The sequence below is a fragment of the Micromonospora sp. NBRC 107095 genome, from assembly GCF_030269705.1.
Taxonomy (GTDB): Bacteria; Actinomycetota; Actinomycetes; order Mycobacteriales; family Micromonosporaceae; genus Micromonospora; species Micromonospora parva.
Genome location: NZ_BSTU01000001.1, coordinates 1,907,168 through 1,933,800 on the forward strand (window position 1 = coordinate 1,907,168; position 26,633 = coordinate 1,933,800).

23 protein-coding genes are annotated in these 26,633 nt (G+C 72.5%); 17 read left to right on the forward strand and 6 right to left on the reverse strand.

All coding sequences use genetic code 11. The features are described from left to right. Positions 1 to 45 precede the first annotated feature (45 nt). Positions 46 to 654, forward strand: coding sequence for a DUF305 domain-containing protein (locus tag QSK15_RS08965; RefSeq protein WP_285793713.1), 609 nt, complete (start codon positions 46 to 48; stop codon positions 652 to 654). 12 nt (positions 655 to 666) lie between these two features. Here QSK15_RS08965 and msrB read toward each other — a convergent pair whose 3' ends face one another. Further along, positions 667 to 1,071, reverse strand: a complete 405-nt coding sequence (msrB, locus tag QSK15_RS08970) for a peptide-methionine (R)-S-oxide reductase MsrB (protein ID WP_285793714.1) — start codon at positions 1,069 to 1,071, stop codon at positions 667 to 669. Between the two features lie 47 nt (positions 1,072 to 1,118). On the opposite strand from msrB, the gene ligD reads away from it, so the two are divergent. From ligD to QSK15_RS09025, 11 genes are all read left to right on the forward strand, one after another. Then, a complete protein-coding gene (gene ligD, locus QSK15_RS08975; protein ID WP_285793715.1) occupies positions 1,119 to 2,150 on the forward strand; it encodes a non-homologous end-joining DNA ligase in 1,032 nt (343 codons plus the stop codon). Between the two features lie 354 nt (positions 2,151 to 2,504). Beyond that, the gene (locus tag QSK15_RS08980; RefSeq protein ID WP_285793716.1) at positions 2,505 to 3,755 is read left to right on the forward strand and encodes an HNH endonuclease signature motif containing protein; all 1,251 of its coding nucleotides are present in this window, start codon (positions 2,505 to 2,507) and stop codon (positions 3,753 to 3,755) included. A gap of 202 nt (positions 3,756 to 3,957) precedes the next feature. Then, complete coding sequence (locus tag QSK15_RS08985) at positions 3,958 to 4,587, forward strand: HIT family protein (protein WP_285793717.1); 630 nt, start codon at positions 3,958 to 3,960, stop codon at positions 4,585 to 4,587. Continuing rightward, complete coding sequence (locus QSK15_RS08990; protein ID WP_285793718.1) at positions 4,584 to 5,216, forward strand: YdeI/OmpD-associated family protein; 633 nt, start codon at positions 4,584 to 4,586, stop codon at positions 5,214 to 5,216. The genes QSK15_RS08985 and QSK15_RS08990 overlap by 4 nt, the downstream gene beginning before the upstream one ends. Positions 5,217 to 5,304: 88 nt before the next feature. Continuing rightward, positions 5,305 to 5,739 carry a DUF2975 domain-containing protein gene (locus QSK15_RS08995; RefSeq protein WP_285793719.1) on the forward strand — a complete coding sequence of 145 codons (435 nt, stop codon included), beginning with the start codon at positions 5,305 to 5,307 and terminating at the stop codon, positions 5,737 to 5,739. Further along, positions 5,739 to 5,954: a helix-turn-helix domain-containing protein gene (locus tag QSK15_RS09000; protein ID WP_030336216.1), complete on the forward strand. Its 216-nt coding sequence runs from the start codon at positions 5,739 to 5,741 to the stop codon at positions 5,952 to 5,954. The genes QSK15_RS08995 and QSK15_RS09000 overlap by 1 nt, the downstream gene beginning before the upstream one ends. Further along, on the forward strand, positions 5,951 to 6,115 hold the full coding sequence (locus QSK15_RS09005) for a hypothetical protein (protein ID WP_285793720.1): 165 nt from the start codon (positions 5,951 to 5,953) through the stop codon (positions 6,113 to 6,115). The genes QSK15_RS09000 and QSK15_RS09005 overlap by 4 nt, the downstream gene beginning before the upstream one ends. A gap of 116 nt (positions 6,116 to 6,231) precedes the next feature. After that, the gene (locus tag QSK15_RS09010; protein ID WP_285793721.1) at positions 6,232 to 9,417 is read left to right on the forward strand and encodes an FtsX-like permease family protein; all 3,186 of its coding nucleotides are present in this window, start codon (positions 6,232 to 6,234) and stop codon (positions 9,415 to 9,417) included. Beyond that, positions 9,414 to 12,122, forward strand: coding sequence for an FtsX-like permease family protein (locus tag QSK15_RS09015; protein ID WP_285793722.1), 2,709 nt, complete (start codon positions 9,414 to 9,416; stop codon positions 12,120 to 12,122). The genes QSK15_RS09010 and QSK15_RS09015 overlap by 4 nt, the downstream gene beginning before the upstream one ends. A 1-nt stretch (position 12,123) precedes the next feature. Then, positions 12,124 to 13,119, forward strand: a complete 996-nt coding sequence (locus QSK15_RS09020; protein WP_285793723.1) for an ABC transporter ATP-binding protein — start codon at positions 12,124 to 12,126, stop codon at positions 13,117 to 13,119. Positions 13,120 to 13,130: 11 nt separating this feature from the next. Then, complete coding sequence (locus QSK15_RS09025; RefSeq protein ID WP_285794367.1) at positions 13,131 to 13,856, forward strand: ABC transporter ATP-binding protein; 726 nt, start codon at positions 13,131 to 13,133, stop codon at positions 13,854 to 13,856. 236 nt (positions 13,857 to 14,092) lie between these two features. Here QSK15_RS09025 and QSK15_RS09030 read toward each other — a convergent pair whose 3' ends face one another. The 4 genes from QSK15_RS09030 to QSK15_RS09045 are packed head-to-tail and all read right to left on the reverse strand — an operon-like array spanning position 14,093 to position 17,841. Beyond that, positions 14,093 to 14,596, reverse strand: coding sequence for a hypothetical protein (locus tag QSK15_RS09030; protein ID WP_285793724.1), 504 nt, complete (start codon positions 14,594 to 14,596; stop codon positions 14,093 to 14,095). A gap of 25 nt (positions 14,597 to 14,621) precedes the next feature. Further along, positions 14,622 to 15,074, reverse strand: coding sequence for a GNAT family N-acetyltransferase (locus QSK15_RS09035; protein ID WP_285793725.1), 453 nt, complete (start codon positions 15,072 to 15,074; stop codon positions 14,622 to 14,624). 21 nt (positions 15,075 to 15,095) lie between these two features. Continuing rightward, positions 15,096 to 16,667: an alpha/beta hydrolase gene (locus tag QSK15_RS09040; RefSeq protein ID WP_285794368.1), complete on the reverse strand. Its 1,572-nt coding sequence runs from the start codon at positions 16,665 to 16,667 to the stop codon at positions 15,096 to 15,098. 58 nt (positions 16,668 to 16,725) lie between these two features. Next, positions 16,726 to 17,841 carry an ATP-dependent DNA ligase gene (locus QSK15_RS09045; protein WP_285793726.1) on the reverse strand — a complete coding sequence of 372 codons (1,116 nt, stop codon included), beginning with the start codon at positions 17,839 to 17,841 and terminating at the stop codon, positions 16,726 to 16,728. Between the two features lie 135 nt (positions 17,842 to 17,976). Between QSK15_RS09045 and QSK15_RS09050 the strand changes: the two genes are divergently transcribed. Both QSK15_RS09050 and QSK15_RS09055 read left to right on the forward strand, forming a co-directional pair. Further along, positions 17,977 to 18,189, forward strand: coding sequence for a hypothetical protein (locus tag QSK15_RS09050; protein ID WP_030336201.1), 213 nt, complete (start codon positions 17,977 to 17,979; stop codon positions 18,187 to 18,189). Between the two features lie 112 nt (positions 18,190 to 18,301). Then, on the forward strand, positions 18,302 to 18,724 hold the full coding sequence (locus QSK15_RS09055; protein ID WP_285793727.1) for an SRPBCC family protein: 423 nt from the start codon (positions 18,302 to 18,304) through the stop codon (positions 18,722 to 18,724). 57 nt (positions 18,725 to 18,781) lie between these two features. On the opposite strand, the gene QSK15_RS09060 is transcribed toward QSK15_RS09055, so the two are convergent. Then, positions 18,782 to 19,702 carry a DNA-3-methyladenine glycosylase family protein gene (locus tag QSK15_RS09060; RefSeq protein WP_285793728.1) on the reverse strand — a complete coding sequence of 307 codons (921 nt, stop codon included), beginning with the start codon at positions 19,700 to 19,702 and terminating at the stop codon, positions 18,782 to 18,784. 494 nt (positions 19,703 to 20,196) lie between these two features. Between QSK15_RS09060 and QSK15_RS09065 the strand changes: the two genes are divergently transcribed. From QSK15_RS09065 to QSK15_RS09075, 3 genes are read left to right on the forward strand one after another with little or no spacing between them, the layout of a single operon-like run. After that, positions 20,197 to 22,014, forward strand: a complete 1,818-nt coding sequence (locus tag QSK15_RS09065; protein ID WP_285793729.1) for a stealth family protein — start codon at positions 20,197 to 20,199, stop codon at positions 22,012 to 22,014. A gap of 58 nt (positions 22,015 to 22,072) precedes the next feature. Then, positions 22,073 to 24,802 carry a bifunctional glycosyltransferase/CDP-glycerol:glycerophosphate glycerophosphotransferase gene (locus QSK15_RS09070; protein WP_285793730.1) on the forward strand — a complete coding sequence of 910 codons (2,730 nt, stop codon included), beginning with the start codon at positions 22,073 to 22,075 and terminating at the stop codon, positions 24,800 to 24,802. After that, the gene (locus tag QSK15_RS09075) at positions 24,799 to 26,559 is read left to right on the forward strand and encodes a stealth family protein (protein ID WP_285793731.1); all 1,761 of its coding nucleotides are present in this window, start codon (positions 24,799 to 24,801) and stop codon (positions 26,557 to 26,559) included. Before QSK15_RS09070 ends, QSK15_RS09075 begins: the two co-directional genes overlap by 4 nt. Positions 26,560 to 26,633: the final 74 nt, after the last annotated feature.

Sequence of the window (26,633 nt, forward strand, 5' to 3'; positions counted from 1 at the left end):
ACGGCCGCACCCGTGTCGCCGCCCTCGCGTGAACGGAGCACCGGCATGCCCCGCCGTACCCCGCTGGCGTCCCTCGTCGCCGCTCTGCTGCTCAGCGGAGCCTGCGCCGGATCACCCACGTCGAGCCCGTCGGCCCTGCCGCAGCCGGCCCCCGCGTCCCCGGCCAGCTCGGCGCCGGCCGGGTCCGCGGGCGTCGGACCGGCGGCCGACGGGGACGCGATGAGCGGGATCGACGTGGTGTTCCTCGGCACCATGGTCGGGCACAGCGAACGCACCCTGCAGATCGTCCGGCTGGCCCGGGACCGGGTGCGCGACGAGGCGCTGCGCACCCTGGCCGCCGCCATCGAGGCGACCGAGGCCGACGAGCTGACCACGATGCGCGGCTGGCTGTCCACGGCAGGGCCGGGCGCCAGCGCGACAGCACACCACCACGACGGGCACGGCGACGACGCCGCGCTCGACCGGCTGCGGACCGCGCCGGACGCGGACGTCGACCGGGTGTTGCGCGAGGTGCTCGCCGACCACCAGCGATCGGCCGCCGACCTGGCCCGCTCCCACGTCGACGTCGGCCGCGACGACCGGGTCCGCGACCTGGCCCGGCGCATCGAACAGTCCCGGACCGCCGAGATCGAACTCCTCAGGGGTACGCAGTGAGTGGCTCCGTGGTCAGCGGGGTTCGAGCTTGATGGAGATCGAGTTGACGCAGTGCCGGGTGTCCTTCGGGGTGAAACCCTCGCCGTGGAAGACGTGCCCGAGGTGGCTGTCGCAGCGTGCGCAGCGGATCTCCGTACGGGCCATGCCGAGGCTGCGGTCCTCGATCTCCTTGACCCGGCCCGGGATGGCGTCGTCGAAGCTCGGCCAGCCACAGTGCGAGTCGAACTTGGTGTCGCTGGAGAACAGCTCCAGCCCGCAGGCGCGGCAGTGGTAGACGCCCTGGGTCTTCGTGTCCACGTACTCGCCCGTCCACGGGCGTTCGGTGCCGGCCTCCCGCAGGACGTGGAACTCCTCGGGGGTCAGTCGGACCCGCCACTCTTCGTCGGTACGGGGCAGCTCGTTGTCGTCAAGACTCACCCGTCAACGGTACGTCGAACGTCGGGGGCGTGGCATAAGGTCGCGGGATGGGTGGCACCAAGGCCGCGGCCGCCGAGATCGAGGTGGCCGGGCACACCGTCCGACTGAGCAGTCCGGATCGGGTGATCTTCCCGCAGCGGGGGTTCACCAAGGCGGACGTCTTCCACTACTACCTCGCCGTCGGCGACGGGATCATGCGCGCCCTGCGGAACCGGCCGACCACACTGCAACGCTTCCCCGAGGGAGTCGAGGGTGAGGCGTTCTTCCAGAAGCGGGTGCCCACCCGGGGAGTTCCGCAGTGGGTGACGACCGCCCAGATCACCTTCCCGAGCGGCCGGACCGCGGCGGAGCTCTGCCCGACCGATCTGGCGCACGTGGCCTGGGCGGCGCAGATGGGCACCATCGTCTTCCACCCGTGGCCGGTGCGGTCCGCCGACGTCGACCGTCCCGACGAGCTGCGCATCGACCTGGACCCGCAGCCCGGCACCGACTTCGCCGACGCGGCGCGGGCCGCCGGCGAGGTCCACGCGCTCCTCGACGAGCTGGGCGCGACCGGTTGGCCGAAGACCTCCGGCGGCCGGGGCGTGCACGTCTACCTGCGCATCCAACCCCGCTGGACGTTCACCGAGGTGCGCCGGGCCACCATCGCGCTGGCCCGGGAGGTGGAGCGCCGCCACCCCGACCTGGTCACCACCGCCTGGTGGAAGGAGGAGCGCGGCACCCGGGTGTTCGTCGACTTCAACCAGATGGCGCGCGACCGGACGATCGCCTGCGCGTACTCGCTGCGGGCCAACGCGCGGGCCACCGTCTCGACCCCGGTCAGCTGGGACGAGCTACCCGACGTCGACCCGGACGACTTCGACCTGCGGACCGTCCCGGCCCGGCTCGCCGAGCGCGGTGATCCGCACGCCGGCATCGACGACACACCGTGGGACATCACCCCGCTGTTGGAGTGGGCCGAGCGCGACGCCGCCGCCGGCCAGGGCGACCTGCCGTACCCGCCGGACCACCCGAAGATGCCCGGCGAGCCCAAGCGGGTGCAGCCCAGCCGCGCCAAGCGCACCCCCGACGGCCCCTGACCGGCCTCCCCGGGTGGGGCCAGCGGGCCTTTCATGCCCGAGATTCCGCGCGCTGCGCCTCCGTGCCCGCGCTTCCGCGCGCTGCGCCTCCGTGCCCGCGCTTCCGCGCGCTGCGCCTCCGTGCCCGCGCTTCCGCGCGCTGCGCCTCCGTGCCCGCGCTTCCGCGCGCTGCGCCTCCCCGCGCCGCGGTTCGAGCAACTTCCCTGATGTTGCTGCCTCCGGTGGGTGGGAGACAGCAACATCGCTGATGTTGTGCGGATCTTGGCGAGGGGCATTCGGTGCGGCGGCCACGTCGGTGGTTTCGCACGCCTGTGACGGCCGATTTTTGTCGTACACCTGTTCTAGAATTTGTTGGTGATCGATGAGTTGGTGCGGGCCGAGATGGCGGTGGGGAGCTGCGCCGACGCTGCCGCCTGGGCCCTCTCCGAGCGCGACCTCATCGAGGCGCTCGACGTCACGCACCGGGTGCAGCAGCGGCTGGCGGCGGTGCAGTTGGCGGTCGTCCGGGAGCTGGACGGGCGCGGCGTCGCGGTGACGCGGGGCGCGTCCTCGACAACGGTGTGGTTGCGTGAGCGCCTACGTCTCGATGTCTCGGCCGCGCGTCGACTCGTCGGCCTCGCGGCTTCGGTCGACGTCGCGCCACCCGCGGTGCGGGAGGCGTTGGCGGGCGGGGCGGTCAGTGTGGAGCAGGCCCGGGTCATCGCTGACACGGCCGCCATGGTGTCGGCCTCGGCGGGCGCGGAGGTGACCGACAAGGCGGTCGGCGTGCTGGTCGAGTGGGCCAGGCAGTTCGACCCCACGCTGCTGCGTCGGATGGGCACCCGGATTCTCGACCATGTCGCCCCCGACCTCGCCGACGCCACCACCGCAGCGGCCCTGGCTGCCGAGGCCGCCCGGGCGACCCGCGACCGACACGTCACCATCTCCGAGCAGACCGGCGGGCGGCTACGGCTCAGTGGCACCCTCGACGCGGAGGCCGCAACACTGTTGCGTGCCGTCATCGACCCTTTGAGCGCACCCTCCGGGCCAGACGACACCCGATGCGCCGGGCAGCGCCGCCACGACGCCCTCGCGGACGTGTGTCGGCTGGCGCTGCGCACCGGCGAGTTGCCCGAGAACGGCGGCGACCCCGCCCAACTCGTCGTCACCATCGACTACGACGGGCTGGCGCGGCAGGTGGGTGGCGGCATTCTCGACATCGGCCTGCGGCTCACCCCCGACACGGTGCGCCAACTCGCGTGCGACGCGGTCATCCTGCCCGCCGTGCTCGGCGGTGCCGGGCAGGTGCTCGACGTGGGCCGACAGCGTCGACTCGTCACCGGTCCGCTGCGCCGGGCTCTGGTGCTGCGAGACGGCGGCTGCGCCTTTCCCGGCTGTGACCGGCCACCCCGCTGGTGCGCCGCCCACCACATCCGGCACTGGGCCGACGGGGGCCCGACCAGCCTCGACAACGCCGTCCTGCTCTGCGGCCACCATCACCGGCACGTCCACCGGAGCGAGTGGACGGTGCGACTGGGCGACGACGGCCACCCGGAGTTCGTGCCGCCGGCCTGGCTCGACCCCGAGCAGCTCCCGCGCCGCAACCACTACCACCGGCGAACGTAGCCGAACGCCCTCATCTCCGCCCGTGGCCGCCGCCTGAGCTGCCGGACAGTCAGTCGTCTTGTCCGATCGGGCCGCCGGTCGCGGGGCTGCGCGCTGCCCGCTGCCCGCTGCGCCATGGCTGCTGCGCGCTGCCCGCTGCGCCATGGCCGCTGCCGCCGCCGGTCCACGCCGATGTGGATCTTGTCGTACTAGTCTGTCGCGCATGGCCATGCGACCGGATGAGTTCTACGACCACGCGGTTGCCGCCGCGGACGACGAGCACCGCCTTCCCCTGGCGCGGATGACCGGGTGGGAGATCAGTCCGTTCGAGCCGGACGGACTTCGCGTGGCGCCGCTGCGGCCGCCGGTGCTCCCGGAGCCGGCGCGGCACGGCGAGGATCCGTCAGACTGCGACGCCTGCCGTAAGCGGGACGAAGGGATCTGGTTCAACGAGCGGTGGCGGTTGATCCGGATCGAGGGCGTGGGTGTCCCGCTGGTGCTCATGCTGTTGCCGCGCGAGCACTACGACATGGAGGACCTGCCCGACGAGTTGGCCGCCGAGCTGGGGTTGTTGAGCACCCGCATCGTCCGCCACGTGCAGGCGCTGCCGCACATCTCGCGGGCGCACGTCTACCGCTTCGGCGACGGCGGCGCCCACCTGCACATCTGGTTCTTCGCTCGGCCCGAGGGGCAGGCTCAGTTGTTCGGGTCGTGGCTGGTCGCCTGGGACGACCTGCTGCCGGAGTACCCGGCGCAGGTGGCCGACGCCGACGCCGACGTGGTGGCGGACGCGTTGGTCGAGTCCCACGGCGGGCACCGACTGTCGGACCCGGGGGTTAGCCTGCCGGCATGACGAGCGCTGAGCTGGACGAGCTGATCGTCGCTGACGCCGACGCGCTGCGCACCTGGTTGTCGGCGAACCACGCCTCGTCGCCCGGTGTCTGGCTGGCGCTGACCAAAAAGGGCGGCACGGTCACGACGTTGACCTGGCAGCAGGCGGTCGACGAGGCCCTGTGTTTTGGCTGGATCGACGGGCAGGCCCGTAAGCGGGACGAGGAGTCCTCGTGGATCCGGTTCACCCCGCGCCGGTCCCGCAGCTCGTGGTCGCAACGCAACGTGGCGAACGTGGCCCGGCTGGAGGAGCAGGGGCGGATGCTGCCACCGGGTCGGGCCGCGGTGGAAGCGGCGAAGGCGGACGGTCGGTGGGCGGCGGCGTACGCCCCGCCGTCGGAGGCCGAGGTGCCGGCCGACCTCCTCGCCGCGATCGCCGCCGAACCCGCCGCGCAGGCCATGTTCGACGTGCTCACCAAGGCCAACCGGTTCGCCCTCATTCACCGCCTCAACGCGGTCAAGCGGGCGGAGACCCGCGAGCGGAAGATCGTCGACTTCGTCGCCATGCTGGCCCGGCACGAGGCGTTCCACCCCCAGAAGGCCAGGCCGTCCCCGGCGGCCGACGTGCCCCGCGCGGCAGGTGGCAACTGACGAACCGATTGACTTTCGATAGGTAGCGAGCGAAACTCGATGCATGGTTACTGAGCATCGAGCGGTTGCCGCTCTCAGAGTCTTTCTCGTGGTGCTGTTCGGGGTGCTGGTCGTGTTCCAGACCCTCTCGCTGCCCGGCCAGTTCGCGTACATGGCTGAGCAGTCGCCGCAGGACGCCCACCTGCGCTGGCCGGCGACCGCCGTGACGGTGTTCTGGGTGCTCTGCGTCCAGGTGGTCATCGTCGCGACGTGGCAGCTGCTCAGCCTGGTCAAGAGCGACCGCATCTTCACCGAGGCGTCCCTGAAGTGGGTGGATGCCATCGTGTGGGCCATCGCCGCGGCCTGGGTGGTGCTGGTGGGCGTCTTCCTCTGGGTCGGCTTCAACGCGGACGACCCGGGACTGCCCCTCCTGCTCTTCCTCCTGACGGTGGGCGTCACCGTGCTGGGGCTCCTCATGGTGGTGATGCGTGCGCTGCTGCGGCAGGCCACCACGCTGCGCAGCGACCTGGAAGCGGTGATCTGATGCCCATCGTCGTCCGCATCGACGTCGAGTTGGCCAAGCGCAAGATGAGCGTCGGTGAGTTCGCCGAGCGCGTCGGGCTCACGCCGGCCAACGTGGCGGTGCTCAAGAATGGCCGCGCCAAGGCCGTCCGGTTCAGCACCCTGGAAGCGATGTGCCGGGTGCTCGACTGCCAGCCCGGAGACCTGCTCGAGTGGGTGGAGGAGGAAACCCCATGAGGTACGCCCTGATCGCTGCCGCAGTCCTCGGGGTGGCGCTCGGCGTCGCCGCCGTCGTGCTCGGCGGGGCCGACGACTCCCCGGGCCTGCAGGGCATCGGCGTACTGCTGGTGATCGGCTCGGTGGTGTTCGGCATCCGCAACGTTCGGCGCGGCAGCTAGCCGCCCGGCTTCGGCCGACCCTCCCGTAATAACGATCAAGTAACGGGCGCGAACCTTTCCCGGTGGGTGACCTGTCTTGATGGTCGTCGGCCCGCCAGGGCCAGGGGAGGCGTCGGATGAAGCTGGTGTGGAGGCGGGCCCGGGAGGCGCGCGGGTTGCTGATGGCGGCGGTGATCGCCGCCCTCGTCGCCGTCGCGTTGGTCACGGGACTGTCCGACTACAACCGTCGGGCCGTCGACGCCGGGCAGCGGGCTCTCGTCGCCGCCTCGCCCGCCGAGGAGCGCGGCCTACTGGTCAGTGGCTCGGGCGGGCGGGACGCGGCGGAGTTCGCAACCCGGGACAAGGCGGTCCGCGACGAGTTCGCCACCGGGCTCGGTGGCGCCCCGGTCGTTGTCACCGCCGCCCGGTACGGCACCGGCCGGGAGCTGACCGGCGACCTCGGGCAGATTCCGCGTACCGCCGACGAGCCGGTCTTCGCCAGCCTGGCCACGCTCGACGACCTCGCCGGCCACGCCGAGCTGACCAGCGGTGCCTGGCCCCGCCCCGGAGCCAACCCCATCCAGGTGAGCCTGCCCGAGCGGGTCGCCGGCATCCTCGGCCTGACCGTCGGCGAACGCGTCCCGGTGCGGGACCGGGCCACCGAACGACGGGGAGAGTTGGTGCTCGCCGGCACCTGGCGGCCCCGCGACCCGACCGACGCGTACTGGCTGCTGGCCCCCGGCGTGGGAGCGGGCAGCGCCGGTTCCGGAACGTCGTACGGCCCGTTCACGCTCGACCCGGCGGACTTCGCGGCCACCTTCCCGGGCTCCGTGTCGGCGTCCTGGCTCGCCCAACCGGACCTCGGCGGCGTCGACACCGCCGACCTGCCCGCCGTTCGGCAAGCCCTCACCGAGGCGCTGTCGGCAGTGCCCGAGGCCGCCCAACTGGGCAGCTCCGGGCAGGCGGTGACGAAGATGGCGCAGCTGCTGGACCGGATCTCCCGCGCCGACCTGGTGGGTCGCTCGTCGCTGGCCACCCCGCTGCTGCTCATCCTGGTGCTCGGCGGGTACGCGCTGGTGCTCGTCGCCGCGCTGCTGCACGAGGACCGCCGCCCACAGACCGCGCTGCTCCGCGCCCGCGGCGCCGCCCGTCGGCAGTTGGCCGGCCTGGCCGCCCGGGAGGCGACACTGGTGGTCGCCCCGGCCGCCGTGCTCGGTCCGCTGATCGCCGGTGAGGCGCTGCGGTACATCCGGCCCGGCGGGTCGGGTGACCTGTCCACCGCCGGCGGCAACACCACACTGATCTGGGCGGCGGCAGCGGCCACCGCGGCCGGTTGTCTCGTCGCCATGGTCCTGCCGACGCTGCGCGGCGCCGGGACGTACGTCGCGGACATGGCGGCCCGATCCCGCCCGAACCGGGCCGCGAGCGTCCAACGCGCCAGCGTCGACCTGGTGCTGGTGGCGCTGGCCGTGCTCGCCTGGGTGCAGCTCCGCCGCTACGCCTCCCCGCTGGCCGGCTCGGGCGGCCGGCTCGGCCTCGACCCGCTGCTGATCGCCGCCCCGACGCTCGGCGTGCTGGCCGGTGCCGTGCTGGCGCTGCGGCTGCTCCCGCCGCTCACCCGGTTCGCGGAGCGGTTCGTCGACCGTCGTCCCTGGACCGCCACCATGTTCGGCATGTGGCAGGCCGGTCGGCGTCCGCACGCCGGCCCGGTCCTGCTGCTCGCCCTCGCCGTCGGCGGCAGCACCCTGGCCTGGTCTCTGATCAGCACCGGCGAGCGGTCCCAGGTCGAGCAGGCCGGCTACACGGTCGGCGCCGACGTCCGGGTCACCGAACGGGCCGGGGCCGCCCCGCCGACCCGGGTCGATCAGCTCGCCGCGCTGCCGGGCGTGGACCGGGTGCTGCCGGTGTGGCGGGACGAGTTCCGGGTCGGCCGGCAGAACCTGTCGGCGACGGTGATCGGCCTCGACCCGGCCAGCGCCTCGGGCGTCGTCCGACTCGCCGACCGCCTCGCCGACGGATCAGCGGCGCAGCGGTACCAGGGGATGATCGGCGCGCGCGGGGCCCCCGCGGGCGTCGAGTTGCCCGCCGACACGCGCACGATCACCGGCACCGTCCGGACGCCGGTGACCGGGAGCGCCGGATCGGCCCGGGTCGCGGTGACCCTGCTGGTCACCAGCTCCGACGGGCTCGCCCTGCGGCTGCCGGCAGCCGACGCCGACAGCGACGGCCGGGCCACCCGGTTCAGGGTGCAACTGCCCACCGGGGGTGGGGCGCGACTGCGGCTGGCGGGGTTCGAAGCCGATGGTGGGCCGGGCACCGGCAACCTGTACCGGCTCCAGATGGACGGGCTGACGGCGGTCGGTGCCGACGGCACGACCCGACCGGTCGAGCTGACCGGCGACTGGGTGATGACCACCCGCGGCGAGGAGCCCACCCGGGTGCAGCCCACCGCCAACGGGTTCACCACAACCCACGCGGTGGAGATGGTTCCCGACGCGCGACTCTCCGAACAGCCGTCCAGCCGGTTCGCCGTCGTGCCGGCGGGAGTGAACGAGCCCGTACCGGTGCTGATGACGCCCGCGGTAAGCGCCGCACTGAGCCTTGGTGTCGGCGACACCGCCGACCTGACGCTCTCCGGTACGACGTTGCGGGTGCACCTGGTCGGTGAGCTGACCGCCGTGCCGACCACCACCGCGGCCGGCGTGCTGCTGGACCTGCCTGCGGCGGTCGACGCGCTGATCCGCAGCGACGGGACGGTGCGACCCGTACCGGAATGGTGGGTCGGCGCCGCCGACGCGACGGCCGCCGCGCGGGCCGCCAGCGAACTCCCGGGCGTCACCGTGCTCAACCGGGAGGCGGCCATCGAGGCGGCCGCCGACGACCCGTACTGGCGCGGCTCGCGTACCGGGATGCTCGCCGCCGCGCTCGGCGCGGTGCTGCTCGCCATCGTCGGCCTGATGGTGGACGTGTGGGCGACCGCCCGGCGGCGGCTCGGCGAGTTCGCGGTCCTGCACACCCTCGGCGCCACGCCCCGGCTGATGGCCCGGGCGCTGCTGGCCGAACAGACGTTCCTCGCCGGCATCGGCGTGGGCGTCGGGTTGCTACTCGGCACCGCCGTCGGCGCGACGATGGCCCCACTGGTCATCCTCACCCCGGCCGCCGGCCGGCCGGTCCCCCCGGCGGCGTTCGCGCTGCCCTGGGTGCCGATCGGCCTGACCGCGGTCGGTCTGCTGCTGGCGGCGCTCGCCTTCAGCGCGTTCATCGCCACCGGCATCCGTCAGCGGGTGGCGGCGGCGCAGCTGCGAATCGGGGGAGAACGATGAGCGTCGGGGCAGCCGTCCGGCGGGTCCGGGCGTACGGGGGGCAGTTCCTGCTGTTGGCGGTGCTGACCCTGGTGGTCACGCTGCTGATCAGTGGGGTGCCCCGGCTGGTCAACCGGCTCGCCGAGCAGGGCCTGCGAGCGCAACTCACCAGCGAGCCGGCGGAACGCCGGGACCTCACGTACACCAGCACCATGGCGCCCGCCCCGTCGCAGCGGACCGCGATGGGTAACGCCGCGGAGCGGTTCACCACCCTGGCCGCAGAGATGCCAGAGCAGGTGCGCTCGGCGGTGACCGAGCGGTGGTACAGCGTCGAGACCCAGGCGGCCCGCGTGGTCGGACCGGATCTGGCGGCCCGCAACCTGCTGCTCGACCTGGGCCTGCGGGCCATGCCCGAGATCCAGGGCGCGGGCACCCTGGTCGAGGGCGCGTGGCCGAGCGAGACGTACGTTCCCGACCGGCCGATAGAGGTGGCGCTCGACGTCGACGTGGCCCGCAAACTCAACCTGCGCGCCGGCAGCCAACTGCGCATCGGCAACACCGATGACAAGGGCAAACTCGTCGACGGTTCCCCCCTGCTGGTGTCCGGACTGTTCCGTCCCGTCGACCGCGAGAATGGCATCTGGGACGCGCTGCCGCAGATGTTGCAGATCATCGAACCGGTGGGGGACGGTCAGCCGTTCATCATCACCGGCGTCGTCGCGCAGTCGGCCCTCAACAAGCGGGCTGTGGAGGGCTGGCCGATCCAGTCGATCTGGCGGTACCGCCTGGGCGTCGACCGGATCGACGCCCGCGAGCTGGATCAGCTGATCGACGGCCTACAGGTGATGCAACGCAACCAGCCGTCGGACCTCGCCCTGACCCAGGGCGTCGACGTGCCGCTGCGCGCGTTCGCCGCCCAGATCGACGCGGTCCGGACCCTGCTCGCGGTGATCGCGGCCGGCGTACTGGCCACCCTGGCCGGGCTCATCGTGCTCGCGGCAGGGCTCGCCACCAGACGGCGTCGGTCCGAGTTCGTGCTGCTGCGTGCCCGCGGCGGCGGGGCCACCGCCGGCGCCCGGCGCAGCCTCGCCGAGTCGGTGCTGGTGGTTCCGGTGGCCGCCGTGCTGGGCTGGTGGCTGGGCACCCTGGTCCCCGGTGCCCCCGACCCGACAGTGCCGTACCTCATCGCGGTGACCGTGCTGGTCACGCTGGCACTGCCGTTGGCGACGTTGGCCGTACGGGCCGGCGGAGCGGCGCGCCGGGACCTGATTCGGGTGCGCCCGTCGGCCCGTCGACTCACCGTGGAGATCTCCCTGCTGCTCCTGGCCGGGCTCGCCGCGGTGCTGCTGCGCCGACGGGGGCTGACCCTCGGCGAGGTGGACCCGCTGCTCGTGTCGGTGCCCGTGCTCCTCGCGGTCGCCGCGGCGGTAGTGGCGCTGCGGGCGTACCCCTGGCCGTTGTTGCTGGTCAGTCGGCTGGCCGCGCGGACCCGGGGCAGCGTGGCGTTCCTCGGCACGGCCCGCGCCGGCCGCGCGGCGGTCGCCGCCCCGCTGGTCGTGGTGGTGCTGGCGATCGGCACCGCCGCGTTCTGTGCGGTCGTCGCCGCTGGCGTCGACGCGAGCCGGGAACGCGCCGCCGCGCAGCTCGTGCCCGCCGACGCGGTGATCCGGGGGGAGCGCTTCGCACCCGACACCGTCGACGAGTTGGGTCGTCTGCCGGGGGTCCGGGCCGTCACGCGGGTGCTGTACGAGGACGATGAGCGGCTGGCCGCCGACGAGGTCGGCACCGACGCCGCCATCGGGCAGACGGACGTGCTGCTGGTCGACGGCTCGGGGTTGGACCTGGTGGCCCACGAATCTCAGGTGGACCTGTCGATTCCGGCCGCGCTGCGTACCGCCCTGCCCGGCCCGGGTCCGCTGCCGGCGATCGTCTCCCCGGCGATCGCCGCCGACCTGGCGAAGGCCGGACTGACCGACTCCGCCTTCGTCGTGGTGCAGGGCGAGCGGTACGAGTTCCGGGTGGCCGGCACCGAGGCCGGTTTCCCGATGCTGGCGGCGAACGCCAGCCGGTTCGTGATCCTGCCCTGGCAGGCCCTGCCGACGCGGACCACCACACCGGTGCCGACCAGCCTGCTGATTGCCGGGGACCCACTGGACGCGGAAGCGCTGCGCGTCGCCGGCGACCAGGGCCAGGAGCGCTACCAGCGCAGCGGCGCCGTCACCGGTCGGGAACGGTTGATCGGGGTCACCGTCGACACCCGGGCGGACGTCCGCCGGGATCTCGGCGAGGGCGGGGCGAACGGGGTGCTGGCCTTCGGGTTCCTCGGCGGTGCCGTCGGTGGCACCCTGCTCGGACTGTTGGCCATCGCGTTCACCGTGCTGGCCGGCGCGCGGTCCCGGGGCCAGGTGCTGTCCCGGCTGCGCACCCTCGGCCTGTCCCGCCGCCAGTGGCGGGGGCTGCTGCTGGTCGAGTTGACCCCGCTGGTCGCGGTGTCGGTGCTGACCGGTGCGCTCGTCGGCGCGGTCCTGCCCCTGCTGCTCAACCCGGTGCTCGGCCTGTCCGCGTTCACCAGTGGTGTGCCCGTCCGGGTGGCGTTCGAGCCCAGTCTGGTCGCCGCGGTGCTCGCGCTCGGGGCGGTCGCCCTCGGCTTCGCGGTCGCCGTCGAGGCCCTGAACAACCGCCGGTTGCGCCTCGGAGAGGTGCTTCGGCTCGGAGAGGAGAGCTGAGATGACCGCTACCGCCCAGACGCCACTGGTGCCTGACCTGGCAGCGCTGCAACAGCGGGCAGCGCTTCGCGCCGCCGAGCGGGCCGGCGGGCAGGACCGCCTACGCGGGCACATCGTCTGCGACGGCCTGGTGCGCATCTTCAAGACCGAGGGGGTGGAGGTGGTCGCCCTGCAGGGGCTCGACCTGGTCATCGACCGGGGTGAGCTGGTGGCGATCGTCGGTGCCTCCGGATCGGGCAAGTCGACCCTGCTCAACATCCTCTCCGGCCTGGACACGCCGACCGCCGGTATCGCCCGGGTGGCCGACTACGACCTGCTCTCGCTGTCGGCCAAGCGGCGGCTGAGCTACCGGCGGCAGCTGGTCGGGTTCGTCTGGCAGCAGACCGGCCGCAACCTGCTGCCGTACCTCAACGCGTTGGAGAACGTCGAGCTGCCGATGCAGTTGGCGGGCAAGCGCAGCCGCCGGGCCCGCCGGGAGCGGGCCCGGGAACTGCTCGACCTGGTCGGCGTGGGCTACTGCGCCGACCGGCGGCCGGGGCAGCTCAGCGGCGGCGAGCAGCAGCGGGTCGCGGTGGCGGTGGCGGTGGCCAACGACCCGGAGGTGCTCTTCGCCGACGAGCCGACCGGTGAGCTGGACGAGGCGACCGGCGCGGACGTCTTCGCGGCGCTGCGCACCATCAACGCGGAACTGGGCGTGACCATCGTGGTCGTCACCCACGACCACGCCGTGGCCACCCAGGTCCGCCGGACCGTCGCGATCCGCGACGGCCGAACCGCCTCCGAGGTACGCCGGACCGCCCGGATCGACGCGGACGGCAACACGGAACTGGTCAGCGAGGAGTACGCGGTGCTGGACCGCAACGGTCGGATGCAGCTGCCGGCGGCGTTCGTCGACGCGCTCGCGCTGAAGGAGCGGGTCCGGCTCGACCTGGAGCCCGACCATGTGCAGGTACGGCCCGGCGACCGGGCCTCGGAGGAGCGGGGGGCGCGGGCATGAGCCGGCGGAACATGGTGGTGACCGGCGCGACCGGCTTTGGCGGCGAGCTGACGGCAAACCCCGACGAGGTGGTCCGGGTCAGTGGGGTCAGCCGCACCTTCGGCCGGGGTGAGCACGCTGTGCACGCCGTGCGGGACGTGTCCTTCACCGCCGGGCGGGGCGAGTTGGTGGCCATCCGGGGCCGCTCCGGGGCCGGTAAGACCACGTTGCTGAACCTCATCGGCGGGCTGGACCGACCGGACAGCGGTCAGGTGGTGGTGGCCGGGCACGAGGTGACGTCCGCCGGGGAGGCGGAGCTGCTGCGGCTGCGCCGGGGCACCGTCGGGTTCGTGTTCCAGACCTTCGGGCTGGTGCCGATCCTCTCCGCCGCCGAGAACGTGGGCGTGCCGTTGCGGCTGGCGCAGGTGCCGGCCGCGGAGCGGGAAGAGCGCGTCGCGGTGCTGCTGGAACTGGTCGGCCTGGGCGGGCACGCCGCGCAGCGCCCGTACGAGCTGTCCGGCGGGCAGCAGCAGCGGGTCGCGGTGGCCCGCGCGCTGGCCAACGAGCCGGACCTGCTCATCGCCGACGAGCCCACCGGTCAGCTCGACTCGGAGACCGGACGGTCCATCATGGATCTGCTGCGCGCGGTGGTGCACGCCCGCGGCATGACCGCCCTGGTGGCCACGCACGACCCGGCCCTGATCGACCTTGCCGACCGGGTCCTCGTGCTGCGCGACGGACGCCTGGTCGAGGGCTGAGCGCTGCCTAGGGCTGGCGCTGTCGGGCGCTGGCCGCTGTCGGGGGCTGGCCGCTGTCGGAGGGCTGCTGTCGGCTGGTCGGGCGGCCGGCGCGACGGGAAGGGCATGGTGTTCGCGCCCACTGTGGAGCTGATGTCGTAGCCGAATCGCGGCGGTGAATCGTTTACGACATCAGCTCCAAAGGGCCCGGGGGAGAGGCGCTGGCCCCGTCCGGCATCGACGCCGGCCCCGCCCGGTCAGGGCTGGTCGCCCCCGGGCTGCTTGCCCCCGAACTGGTTGGTGGGTTGGTGGCGCTCGGGAAGCGCGCCGGCGAGCGGGATCAGGAGGCAGCCCACCAGGGCCAGCACGATGCCGGGGCCCGGCGCGGTCGAGAGCAGCTCGTGCCCGACGAAGGGATCCTCGGCCTCGAAGTACCAGTACACGCCGGTGAGACTGCCGCAGGCGAGCGCGTTGGCGATGAGCAGCCCGCGGCTGGCCTGCCGCCACAGCCGACGAGCGGGACCCCCCGTGGTGGTCAGCGAGAGCACCGCGCACCCGGCGGCGATCACCGCGAAGGGCAACGCCCAACCGGCCAGCCGTGCGCCCGGGACGACCTCGGTCCGGTCGGGGTATACGCTGCGCCACCCGGGCAGCCAGAACGCCGCCACCAGCAGCACCACCCCGACCGCCAGGAGCAGCAGACCACGCCGACGCCGTGGTGGGCGCTGCTGCGGGCTGCCGGGGCTCCTCGGCTGGCTCATGGCGGCGAACCTAGCCCGTGTGCGGTCAGAGGGCGAGCTTCATGCCCTCGTGGCTGGAGACGAAGCCGAGGCTCAGGTAGAAGCGGTGCGCGTCGGTGCGGGTCTTGTCGGTGGTGAGCTGCACCAGCGCGCAGCCGCGCTGCCGGGCCTGGTCGATCGCCCAGGTCATCAGGTCCCGGCCCAACCCCTGGCCACGTCGGTCGGAGCGGACCCGGACCGACTCGATCAGTGACCGCTCGCTGCCGTGCCGACCCAGACCCGGGATGTAGGTGATCTGGAGGCAGCCGACCAGGTCGCCGCCCTGCTCGGCCACGATCAGCTGGTTGCGCGGGTCGGCGTCGATGGCCGCGAACGCCCGCTCGTACGCCTCGTCGACCTCGGTGAAGTCGCGGGCCTTGCCCAGGACGTCGTCGGCGAGCAGGGCGATGACGGCGGGCAGGTCAGCCCGGACCGCCTCCCGGTAGATCAGATCGGTCATGCCGGGAGCCTGTCACAACGCTCAGCGGGGCGGGCAGCGCAGGCCCTCCCGAGGAACCGTGAGGTCGAGCAGGTAGGCGTCGACCGCTTCGGTGATGCAGGAGGTCTGCGGGTAGGCGGTGTGCCCCTCGCCCTCCCAGGTCAGCACCCGGCCGACGCCCAGCATCGACGCGAGCCGGGGGGTCTGCTCGTACGGTGTCGCCGGGTCGCCGGTGGTGCCGACCACCACGATCGGCGGCGCGCCGTTCGCCTTCCCGGTCGGGTACGGGTCACGCCCGCCCGGCCACTCGACGCAGCTCAGCATGCCGACCGCCAGCGCCGGCCCGAACAGCGGGTACTTCCCGCGCCACTCGGACTGCAACTGCCGGATCTGCTCCCGGCTCGGCTTCTCCGTCTCGTCGGCGCAGTTGATGGCCAGGTTGGCGTCGAACAGGTTCGAGTAGCGCCCGTCGTCCTCCCGGCCGGCGTACGCGTCGGCGAGCCGGAACACGTCCTTCGGGTCGCCCTCGGCAAGCTTGTCGATCGCCTGTGCCAGCTCCTGCCAACCCGACTCGGTGTAGAGCGAGGAGATGACGGCGTAGAACACCCAGCCGGCGGTGGCCTCCCGCCCGTCCGCCCCGCGTACCGGGGAGACCTTGGCCTTGTCGATGGCCGAGGTGACGGCCGCGCGGGCGTCCGGAGCGATCGGGCAGCGGCCCGCGTTCGCCGCGCACCAGGTGGTGAAGTTGGTGAAGGCCCGTTCGAAGCCGCGGGCCTGGCTCTCCGAGCCCTCGATCAACCGTTGCTGTGGGTCGACCGCGCCGTCGAGCACCAGCGCCCGCACCCGCTGCGGGTACAGCTGGGCGTACGTGGCGCCGAGCAGGGTGCCGTACGAGTAGCCCAGGTAGGTGAGCTTGTCGTCGCCCACGGCGGCGCGTACCGCGTCCATGTCACGGGCGGCCTGCTCGGTGCCGTACAGCGGCAACTGGTCGCCGTACCGGTCGCCGCAGCCGCGCCCGATCCGCTGGCTCAGGCCGACGAAGCCGTCGAATGCCGCCTGGCTCGCCGGGTCCGGGTCGTAACCGAAGCTGGCGTCCAGGTCGGCGTCGGAGATGCACTTCACCGGGCTGGACCGGGACACCCCGCGCGGATCGAAGCCGACAATGTCGAAGCGCTCGGTGATCGACGCGGGCAGCCCGCCGAACTGACTGCCGAAGGACAGGTAGACGGCGGTGTCGACGCCGGACCCGCCCGGACCGCCCGGGTTGACCACCAGCGAGCCCACCCGGTCGCGCTGCTTGGTGGACCGGGCTCGCAGCAGGGCGATCTCGAAGGTCTCCCCGGCGCCCGGGCCGGTGCTCGCCCCACCGCCGGTGCCCCAGTCACGGGGCACGGCGATCCGGGTGCACTCGTAGCGCATGTTCGGCGCGCTCCGCCCGACCAGCTCGTCGGGCACCTCCGGGCACGGCCGCCAGGTGGGTGCGCTGCCGGTCGGGGCAGCCGCGCCCTCCACCTCGGTGCGCGGCGCGAACGCCGGCAGCGTGCAACCGGCGGTGAGCAGCGCGGCGACGCCGAAGGCGGCGAGAGTGCGACGGACCCGGCGGCTGGTCGCCATCCGAGGTTGGTCGGCGGTGCGGGTCACGTGGTCCTCCGGGATCGGGTCGACGGCCAGGCTACGCCGGGCCGGTGGCGGCGCGGTCCACGGTGGCCGTCGGGTCGCCGCGTAGCACCTGGTCGACGTCGAAGCGGATCGGCCGGTCGAGCTGGTCGTAGCGGCAGGACCGGGGGTCGCGGTCCGGGCGCCACCGGACGAACTGGGCGGTGTGCCGGAAGCGTTCGCCCTCCATCGCGTCGTAGCCCACCTCGACCACCAGTTCCGGGCGCACCGGCTCCCACTCCAGGTTCTTCGTGCCGGTCCACCGGCTCACCCCACCCGGGATGCGTTGGCCGCGCTCGTGGTCGCCGTGCACCCACGGGTGCTCGCCGCCGGTGTCCCGATAGGGCGCCAGCTCGTCGAGCAACTCGGCGCGGCGGGCCATGCTGAACGACGCGCTCACGCCCACGTGGTGCAGGACCCCGGCGTCGTCGTACAGGCCGAGCAGCAGCGAACCGACCACCGGGCCGGACTTGTGCCAGCGGAAGCCGGCCACCACGGCGTCAGCGGTGCGGGCGTGCTTGACCTTGAACATCAGTCGCTTGCCCGGCTCGTACGGCAGGTCGGCCGGCTTGACGATCAGCCCGTCCAGCCCGGCGCCCTCGAAGACGTCGAACCAGCGCCGGGCGGTGTCCGGATCGGTGGTGACCTGGGTGACGTGCACCGGCGGACGCACCCCGGCCAGCGCCTCGACCAGCCGTTCCCGGCGGCGCGGGTACGGCTGGTCGAGCAGCGCCTCGTCTCCGATGGCCAGCAGGTCGAAGGCGACGAAGTCGGCCGGGGTGGTCTCGGCCAGCATCTTCACCCGGGACGCGGCGGGGTGGACGCGCTGGGCCAGCAGCTCGAAATCCAGCCGGGGCTGGCCGCTCGGCCCGTCGCGCCGGATCACGATCAACTCCCCGTCGACCGCGCACCGCTGCGGCAACTGCCGGCGGGCCTGCTCGACCACCTCGGGGAAGTATCGGGTCATCGACTTGCCGCCCCGGCTGGCCAACTCGACCTCGTCGCCGTCGCGGAACACGATGCACCGGAACCCGTCCCACTTGGGCTCGTAGGTCACCCCGGGCGTGGTGGGCAGCTTGGGAACGCTCTTGGCCAGCATCGGCTCGACCGGCGGGTTGATCGGCAGGTCCACGCCGACCAGTCAATCAGACGGTGCCGACAGCCGTGAGGCAGATCACCGTGGGTGCCGGGGTGGCGTGTCCGCCTACGCGTCGCTCGTCCCGACCGGGCGAATCGAATAACCCCAGGTCAGAGCTACTTTCGCCAGGTGTCCGAGTGGGTCTGTGACTGCTGCGGGCGGTGGCGGGTGAGCGTCGAGCTGATCCGGGGCCGCTACCGCTTCCGGCTGACCCGCCGTTACCCGGAGCGGTTCGGCGGCGGCCGCAACGTGCTGGGCGAGGTCGGCTCGGTGCCGGAGCTGGAGGAACTGCTGCGTCGGCGTACCCCACTCACCCTGGCCGACCTGCACGAGGCCGCCTGACCGCGGGCCGGCCGCCTGCCTCCACTGAGGAGGATCGGGCTGTCACAATGCTCGCGGCGGCCTCGTCCGTACCCGGGGCGGTGCCGAGCGGCGCCGCCGGGGAGGAAACGTGATGCGGTTCGAGGCCGATACCGAGATCGCCGCGGACGCCGAGCAGGTCTGGGCGGTGCTCGTCGACGTGGGGCGCTGGCCCGAGTGGACCGACTCGGTGACCCAGGCCGAGCGGGGGGAGCCGGGGCCGCTCGCCGTCGGCGCGACCGCGCGACTGACCCAGCCGAAGCTGCGGCCGGCCGTGTGGCGGGTCACCGAGTTGACCGAGCGGCGGGAGTTCGTGTGGGTCTCCGCCGCGCCGGGTGTGCGGACCACGGGGGAGCACCGGCTGCTGTCGCTGCCCGACGGGCGTACCCGCGTCGAACTGGCCATCGACCAGTCCGGTCCGCTGGCCGGCCTGATCGGCTGGCTGTACGGCGGGCTGCTCCGCCGTTACCTGCGGATGGAGGCCGACGGGCTGGGGCGTCGCTGCGAGCGGGGCTGACGGCCGGCCTCTCCCGCCGCCGTCGCATCGGTGGCTGGCCCCGTCCGCTTCAACGGGTCAGTAGCCGGCGAACGACCGGATCGGGGCACGCGGGCCGTACTTCGGCGCCCGGATGCCGGCGGCCTCCAGCAGCAGACACACCCGGCCCCGGTGACCTCGGAACGGCTCCAGCAGGGCCAACATCCGGGCGTCGTCTCCCCGTGGTTCGCCGGCCAGCGCCCAGGCCACCGTGTTCGGGATGTGGTAGTCGCCGACGCTGACCGCGTCCGGGTCCCCGTAGGCGATCCGGACCACCTCGGCGGCCGTCCACGGCCCGATGCCGGGGATCGCGGTGAGCCGGCGGGTGGCGTCGGTGGCGTCGGTGCTGCGCTCCAGGCGGTCGGCGAGCGCCGCGGCGCGACGAAGCGTGTCGGCCCGACGCTGCTCCACCCCGAACGGGTGGAACACCCAGTACGGGGTGGCGGCCACCGCGGCGGCCTCGGGCGGTAGGAGCAGCGGCTGCAACGGGCCGGGAGCCGGTTCCCGGAAGTGCCGCACCATTGCCGCGTACGCCCGGTAGGCCTCCTTGCCGGTGACCTTCTGTTCGAAGACCGCGCGCAGCAGCCGGGGGAAGACCTGCCCGGTGGCGGGCATCCGGAGCCCCCGGTGCTCGCGGGCCAGCCGGGCGACCAGCGGGTGCGCCGAGGCCAACTCGGTGAAGCCGGTCAGGTCGTCGCGCAGTCCCGCGATCGCGTCGGCGCGGGCGACGACGTGCTCGGCCCCCGGCCCGTAGCCCTCGGCGAGCAACTCCCCGCCGGCTGGCCGCAGCGCGAGCGTGGCCGGACCGACCGGGGTGCGGGTCGCCCACCAGAAGCTGCCGGCCGCCACCCGGGCGCACGGGTCGTACGGGCTGAAGGTGAGGGCGCGGACCGAGGCGGTCAGCCGGTAGCCGACCGGTGGGTGCAGCACCCTCGTCGCGGCGGGTCCGGTCTCGGTCACCCCGCTACTCTGCCAGGTCACGGCAGTGGCCGGTGATCGGCCGTACCGGTCGCGCGCGGAGTTGAGCAGCTTCGCGAGGGCACGGTCAGTCGACCGACCCGGTGTCATTGAACCACCCGAATGGCCAGGATTATCTTCTCGAATGCCCCCATACCGTCCTTATGCCATTTTTGCCTGTAGGCCAGGTATCGATCATGTGGTTGTTTGATGGCCTGCAGGTAAAATGCACTGCCCCGGGCCACCTGCGGCGGCCAGCGTCGACCCTCACGGGAGAACGCGGTCCGGCCCGGAGATCGGTGTCCGCCGCCAGCCGATGCGCGGTCGGACGTCAGATCGCCACGCGGTGTCAACGGGGGATCTGTGGAAAGGCATGCAGTGATGGCCGCACGGATGTGTGTCGAATCATCGCGAGTGGGACGTCGCCCCGCCAACCGTACGCAGGGCTGAACGGTGCCCGCTGACGAGGCGGCCGTAGCGAACGGACGGCCCAGCTCATGATCGCCCTGAAGATCTACCGACTCCTGCCGTCACCGGCCCGGCGGCGGCTGATGGGCCTGCTGCCCGCGCACCGGCGGATGGGCCTGGTGCAGACGCTCTCCCGCCCGCGCGGCGGCGACACGGTGCATCCCCTCGGCGCCCGGGTGGCAGTGACCGACGGTGGCGTTCGCACCCGTGCCGAGGTCGTCGCCGCGGCGACCCCGTTGCAGCAGTGGCACCGTAACCTCACGGCCGTCACCACCGCGCTGCACGCGGCCGGCATCGAATACCACTGCATCCGTAACGACGACCACCTGCGCAGCACCGTCGCGGTCCTGGACGACCACCGGCCGGCGGTACAACGCCTGATCCGCTCCGCGCCGGCGCTGGCCGGCGCGGACGTCCGGGTGGTACAGGTCCAGCCCCGTCGGGACCAACCGGACGCCACCCCGACCGAGGTGATCCAGGTCTGCTTCCCGGTGACCGACGCCCGCGCCGGTGTGGTCCTCGGCGCACAGTTCGCCTGCGAGATCGAGTTCTGGAGCCGGCACGGGGACATGGTCCGCGCGCCGCGGCGCAACGGGGTCGTCGACGAGGCACCCGCCCGGGCGCAGCCGGTCCGGGTGGCGGCGGCGCTGATGAGCCACTTCGTTCCCGAGGCCGACGACCACACCTACGGCACCCGCCGGGACCTGGCCGTCCGAGCGCCGGACCGGATCGGCTTCCCGATCGACGCCGTCTACACGTGGGTGGACGGCTCCGACCCGCAGTGGCTGAAGCGGAAGTCGTTGGCGCTCGGCGGTCCCGAAGGCCCGCTGCACGCGGTCGCCGCGAACTCCTCGCGCTATCACAACCGCGACGAGCTGCGGTATTCGCTGCGGTCGCTGCACAGCTTCGCGCCCTGGCTGCGGCGGATCTTCCTGATCACCGACAGCCAACTGCCGAGCTGGCTCGACCCGAGCCACCCGATGATCACGGTGGTCTCGCACGCCGAACTCTTCGCCGACCTCGGCGGCCGGTCGTCGTACAACTCGCACGCCATCGAGTCCCGGTTGCACCGCATCGACGGCCTGTCCGAACACTTTCTCTACCTCAACGACGACGTGTTCCTCGGTCGCCCGCTGCTGCCCAACCACTTCTTCCATGCCAACGGGATCGCGAAGTTCTTCCCCTCGCCGGCCCAGTTCGGCCTGGGCGAGGCGAAGCCGGAGGACCCGCCAGTGAAGGCCGCCGGGAAGAACAACCGCCGGCACATCCAGCGGCAGTTCGGCGTGACCATCACGCAGAAGATGAAGCACACCCCGTTCGCGCTGCGCCGCAGCATCATGCAGCAGATCGAGGGCACGCTGCCGGACGAGGTGATGGCCACCGCGCGGCACCGGTTCCGGCACCACGGCGACCTGTCCATCCCGTCGTCGCTGCACCAGTACTGGGCGTTCCTGACCGCGCAGGCCGTCCCCGGCGACATCGAGTACGAGTACGCCGACCTGGGCCACCCCTCGACCCCCGCCCGACTGGCCGAGCTGCTGGCCCGCCGCAACCGCGACGTGTTCTGCCTCAACGACACCGACTCCGACCCTCGGACGTTCGCCGAGCAGGAGCGGATGCTGGCCGACTTTTTGCCGCGCTACCTGCCCTTCCCCGCCCCGTTCGAGCTGCCGGACGACGTGGTGGCGGAGCGGCGGAGCGTGGGCGCCGGGGAGCTGTGGCGGCGCTCGTACCGCTCGGTGCAGGACGCCCGTCGGGGCGCCCCGATCGACGCTCCCACCATGCCCAACAACATGCTCAACACGGTCACCGACTTCAAGTCGGTCCTGCTCCGTCGCGACGAGTGAGCCCGTGCCAGCCGATGTTCCCCCCGCGTTTCCCGCACCCTTTCCCGTGGAGTCCAGAGTGGTAGACCCCGCCCCGCAGGTCACGATCATCGTTCCGGTCTACAACGTCGTCGACTACCTGCCCGAGACACTGGGGTCGATCGCCGCGCAGACCGTCTTCCGTCAGTGTCACGTCATCCTGGTCGACGACGGCAGTACCGACGGCTCCGACCTGCTGGTCAAGCAGTTCGCGGCGGAACACCCGAATGTGACCGCCCTGCAACAGCCCAACAGCGGGCCGGGGGCGGCCCGTAACCTGGCGCTCGACCTCGCCGACACCCCGTACGTGGCGTTCGTCGACTCCGACGACCTGTTGCCGCCGCGAGCCATCGAGGTGCTACTCAAGGCGATCGTGACCCACAAGGCCAGCATCGCCATCGGCGACATGGACACCTTTCCGAAGCCGACCGCGTTCCTCTGGAAGAAGCCGTTCGGCAAGGGCGATCGGCTGCTGGAAACCGTCGTCGACGCACCCGATCTGATCTTCGACGCCGGCCCGTGCCACAAGCTGTACGACCTCGCCCAACTGCGACAGCACGGCCTGCGGTTCCGCGAGGGTGTCCACTTCGAGGACGCCTTCCTGGCCATCCCGATGCTGCTCAAGGCCGAGGGCATCGCCCTGGTCGACACGGTGGTCTACCAGTACCGCCGTCGGGACACCGGCAACTCCATCATGGACAACCTGTTCCTGCGGGAACAGAACTACTGGGACCACCTGGAACTCTGCGAAACCCTCGCCGGTCTCCGGCCCGAGCTGGACGTCTTCCGCCGCGAGGTGCTGGAACGCTTCCTGGTGCGCAGCTACCAGGGTTTCGCGATGCGCGCGCACACCCTGTTCGACGAGGCCGCGCTGTGGCGGATATTCGAGAAGTGCACGCAGATCTACCAGGACGTCGATCCGGCCTTCATCGCCCGCTGGAGCGCTGACACCCGGCACCGGGTGGCCTACCTCGCCTTCAAGACGTACGACTTCGAGCTGTTCGCGCGCCCGTGGGAGCGGGTGCAGGGCGTCGTCGCCTGCGGTGGCGAGCTGCACCTCGATTACCCGGTCACCCCGGCTCTGCTTCCGTTGACGAAGGTCAGCGCGGTGTCGGTGCGGTTGGAACAGGCGCGGCTGACCGAGTCGGGTGACGCCCTCAAGCTGTCCGGGCATGTGCAGATCAACGGCCTGCCCATGCACCGACCGATCCGTACCCCCCTCGGGCTGCGCTTGCGGGGCAGTAAGCTGACGGTGCCCGCCACGATCGAGCGGCGCAGCGACCTGAAGTCCGCCGACGACAGCCGGGAGTGGTCCGGATTCGTGGCCGAGGTGCCCGTCGCGCAGATGCGCACCGGCAGCCACCTCCTGCGGCTCGTCTTCCTGACCGAGACGGGCCAGGCGTCGCGGCAGTGTCTGATCTCCGCCGCCTTCCTGCGGGACGCGGGGATGAAGCTCGCCGGGGACACCCGGATCCTGCCGGGCTTCGCCGGGCGGGAGAACGCCACTCTGCTGGTACAGCGGGGCGGTGGCGCCGCCGGCCGGCGGCGGTGGCGGCGGATGCTGGTGCGCAAGGACCTTCGACACGTGGTGTCCCGCCGGCCCTTCTGGAAGCAGCGCCTGCTGCGTCTGATCACCGAGCCGCTGATGCGCGGGCGCGACATCTGGCTCGTCGGGGAGCGCAAGGACACCGCCCAGGACAACTCCTGGCACCTGTTCCGACACCTTCGCAAGGTCGAGCGCAAGCGGAATGCCTACTACGTGATCGCCCGCGACAGCCCGGACCGGGAGCGGCTGCGAGGGCTCGGCAATGTCGTCACGTACGACTCGTTCCGGCACAAGTTCCTCATGCTGCACGCCAGCAAGCTGATCAACTCCTACGACATCGACTCCTACATGCTCCCGTCCAGCTGGGAGCGGGGGGCGTACCTCAAGCACCTCAACTGGCGGATCGCCCCGGCCCGCGTCTTCCTGCAGCACGGCGTCACGGACAAGGACGTCAGCGGCGGGTTGCACCGGGCCAAGACCGGCGTCGACCTGTTCGTCGCCGCGGCCGGCCAGGAGGCCGAGTACGCGGCGAAGCAGTTCGACTACGGCGACGCGGCCCAGCGGTTGGGGTTCCCGCGTTTTGACGCACTGGTCCCGGACCGGGGCGGCCGGCGGATCCTGCTGATGCCCACCTGGCGCAGCTACCTGGTCAGCCCCTCGTACAACCCCGCGCTGCGCCCCAGGTTCCCGTTCGACACGTCCGCGTACGCCCGCTTCCTGAGCGAGCTGTTCGGTAGTGAGGAGTTGCGACTCAGCCTGCGGCAGCACGGGTACACCCTGGAGTTCCTTCCGCACTACGAGATGCGGAACGTGTCGACGGCGATGGTGCCGGCGGACCCCGCGTTCTCCGTAGTGGACCAGACGCAGCGCAGCGTGCAGGACGCCCTGCGGCAGTGCGACCTCTTCATCACCGACTATTCGTCCACTGCCTTCGACGTCGCCTACCTGGGCACCCCGTTGATCTACGCCCACTTCGACAAGGAGGAGTACTTCTCCATCGGCGGCTACCGCAAGGGCTACTTCGAACACGGTGAGCACGGGTTCGGCCCGGTCTGCGCGACCGCGCAGGAGACGGTGACCGCGATCGTCCGCTACCTGGAGAACGGTTGTGTCCGCGAGGAGGAGTACTCGCGCCGGGCCGCCGACTTCTTCGCCGTTCAGGACCGCAACAACTCCCAACGGGTGGCCGCCGCCATCGCGGCGTTGCCGGGTCCGCAGCAGTGACCGGCCCGACGCCCCCGCACGGGGACCCACCCCGGGCACTGGCCGAACCCACCGGGTTCGTGGAGGTGTACCGCCGGGTGCTCAGCCCGCAGACCCGGCGTGCCATCGCGACGAAGGTGAGCCCCCGGGCCCGGCACCAGCTGAAGCAGTGGGTCGCCCGGGCCGCCCGCGACGGTCACCTCTCCGAGCGCCGGGGCGAGCGGCTGGCCCGCCGCCAGCCGGAGTTGCTGGCCGGCGCGGACCGGGTGGTCGTCACCGCCGACCGGGGGCCCCGGGTGGCCCGGATCGGGGCGTCGGTCACCCCGCTGATGGCACGGCTGGACAATCTCACCGCGGTGACGGCGGCGCTCGACGAGGCCGGCGTACCCCATTTCCGGGTGCGGGGGCAGTCTCACCGCTCGTCGGTGGTGGCTGTCGAGGCCACGCACCGCGCGCAGGCGTGTGCCGCGCTCGCCGCCGCCTGCGGCCGGGTCCCCGGCTACGTCTCGGTGCCGGACAGCACCGGCCAGCCGGCCGCCGGGTTCGAGACGAAGACCTGGGACCGGCTGGCGGACGCCCCGGTGGTACGGCTGACCTGGTACTGGACGGACCCCCAGCGGCGGCTGGTGCTGGGGCAGGCGTACGGGTGCGACGTCGAGTTCTGGACCCGGGAGGGTGACACGCTCGTCGCGCCGCGGCCCAACGCCGTGGCCGAACAGGTGACAGTGGCGGCGCCGCTGGTGCTCGTACCGGAGTCGCGGTTCACCGGGATCGCACCCCCCTCGGCGCCCGCCACCGCCTGGACCCGTCCGGAGTTCGCCGCACCGCGCCCCGACGACGTGCCGTTCCCGGTCGACGTGGTCTACACCTGGGTCGACGGCACCGACCCGGCCTGGCTACGGCGACGGGCCGAGGTGGCCGGGGTGCCGTACCACGCGGAGGCGGCCAACGCGGCCCGCTTCCTCAGCCGCGACGAGCTGCGCTACTCGCTGCGGTCGCTGCACCTCTTCGCGCCCTGGGTACGCCACGTCTACGTGGTGACCGACGACCAGGTGCCGGCCTGGCTGGACCCGTCCGCCAGCGGGCTGCGGGTGGTCAGCCACCGGGAGATCTTCACCGACCCGACGGTGCTGCCGACGTACAACTCGCACGCCATCGAGAGTCAACTGCACCACATCGACGGGCTCTCCGAGCACTTCCTGTACTTCAACGACGACGTCTTCCTCGGCACCGAGGTGCTGCCCCAGGACTTCTTCCTGGCCAACGGCATCTCCCGGTTCTTCCCCTCGCCGGCGCTGGTGCCGCCGGGGCCACCCACCGCCGGGGACATCCCGTCCTCGGCGGCCGGGAAGAACAACCGCGCGTTGATCGCGGAGCGGTTCGGCACCGTGCTGACCCAGAAGATGAAGCACATGCCGCACGCGCTGCGGCGCAGCGTGCTCCAGGAGATCGAGCAGACGTTCCCGCAGCAGTACCGGCGGACCGCGGCGAGTCAGTTCCGTAGCATGGACGACCTGTCGATCGCCTCGTCGCTGCACCACTACTACGCGTTCCACACCGGACGCGCGGCACCGGGGGACCTGCGGTACACCATCGCCGAGCTGTCCCACCCGGACACCCCGGCCCGGTTGGCGCACCTGCTCGCCCGCCGGGACCGGCAGGTGTTCTGCCTCAACGACGCGTTCTCCGTCGAGGAGGACCTCGACGCGCAGATGGCGCTGCTCATCCCGTTCCTGGAGACGTACTTCCCGGTGCCGAGCCCGTGGGAACGGGCCTGACCGACCCCGGACACGACGGTGGCCGGTCGCGCCCTCCCCGGCGACGACCGACCACCGTGCCCTCGCGGGCGGTC